A 1,462-nucleotide genomic window follows, 5' to 3' on the forward strand; every position below is an offset into this window, starting at 1 on the left:
GGCGTGGGGTTCGGGGTTCGTAGAAGGTGCCGTCGCGGAGCATCGCGAACAGCACGTTGATCCGCTGGCGGGCCAGTCGGAGAAGCGCCTGGGTGTGGGTCTTCCCGCGGGCCCGGCATTTGTCGTAGTAGGTGCGGGAGGCGGGATCGTGCAGCGCGGCGAACGCCGACAGGAACATCGCGCGTTTCAGCTGCCGATTGCCGCCGCGAGGTGCGTGTTCGCCGTGGATCGAGGTCCCCGACGACTTGGTCGTCGGGGCAAGGCCGGCGTAGGAGGCCAGGTGGGCGGCGGTGGGGAAGCTGGTGCCGTCGCCGACGGTGACCAGCAAGGTGGCGGCGGTCCTGACCGCGACTCCCGGGATCGAGGTCAGGACCGCGGAAAGAGGGTGAGCCTCCAGCAGCTGTCCGATCTGCGCTTCCAGTGCTCGTCGCTGTTCGTGGACGGCCGCGAGCGAACGAGCCAGGGACGGGACCACGAGGTCGAGGGTGCCGGTGCCCGGGACCACGACGGTCTGCTCGTCGAGTGCATCGAAGACCTCGTCGATCAGCCGCTGGGCCATGCGCGGAGCCTTGGGCCGGATCACCTCGACCAGCTTGCGGCGTCCGGCTTTGCGCAGGGCGGCCGGGGATCCGTAGCGTTCCAGCAGCCTGGTCACGGCGGGGTGGTCCAGGCGCGGACCCAGGACGCGTTCCAGGCTGGGGTGGAACTGGGTGAGCAGGCCGCGTATCCGGTTGGAGGTGCGGGTCGCCTCGGCGGCGAGGTCCTGGTCGAAGCCGGCCAGCACGGTCAGCTCGGCGGTGATCTCGTCGGTCAGCTGAAGCGAGCGCAGGGTGTGCGGCATGGTCCGTGCGGCGTCCGCGATCACCGCGGCGTCCTTCGCGTCGGTCTTCGCCTCGCCGGGGTAGAGATCGGCGATGCGGCGCATGGACAGGCCGGGCAGGTAGGCGACCTTGCAGCCGGCATCCCGGGCGACCGTCAGGGGCAGGGCTCCGATCGAGGCGGGCTGGTCCACGATCACCAGTACGGTGCCGAACTTCGCGGCCAGCTTGTCGAAGACGGCCCGCAGCCTCGGCTCGCTGTTGGGCAGCTGCTTGTCGAAGACCTTCTTGCCCGCCGGGGTCAGCCCGTGCCCGTGATGGGCGCTCTTGCCGACGTCCAGGCCAAGGAAGACGCCCACGTCGTCGATGTCGTCCAACCCATCCTCCCGAAGCGGGTTCGTGCGGTGCTGGCCAGGGCGTTGGCGTCGTGTGCGCGCATCCACGTTATGCAGACCTGCCGCCCGCAAGTGGCCAGGCATTGCGCCAGGCCAGGCGGTAGTCGGACCTCTCATCAGCGTCTCCAACGGCGCCTCCCAGGCCCGGTGACACCACCCCCCAGGTCATCTCTTCGACAGGGGGGAACAGTCATGCCGGGCCCGGAGGCCAGCGGCCCTCTTGCAGGACCGCAGAAAACATAACGGGGG

1 protein-coding gene is annotated in these 1,462 nt (G+C 69.6%); it reads right to left on the bottom strand.

From position 1 onward, the window contains the following. A partial coding sequence (locus tag ACZ4W9_RS40285) for an IS110 family RNA-guided transposase (RefSeq protein ID WP_467944219.1) occupies window positions 1-1,195 on the bottom strand: 1,195 nt, incomplete at its 3' end. Between the last annotated feature and the right edge of the window lie 267 nt (window positions 1,196-1,462).

Source organism: Streptomyces sp. NPDC029296 (assembly GCF_055569255.1).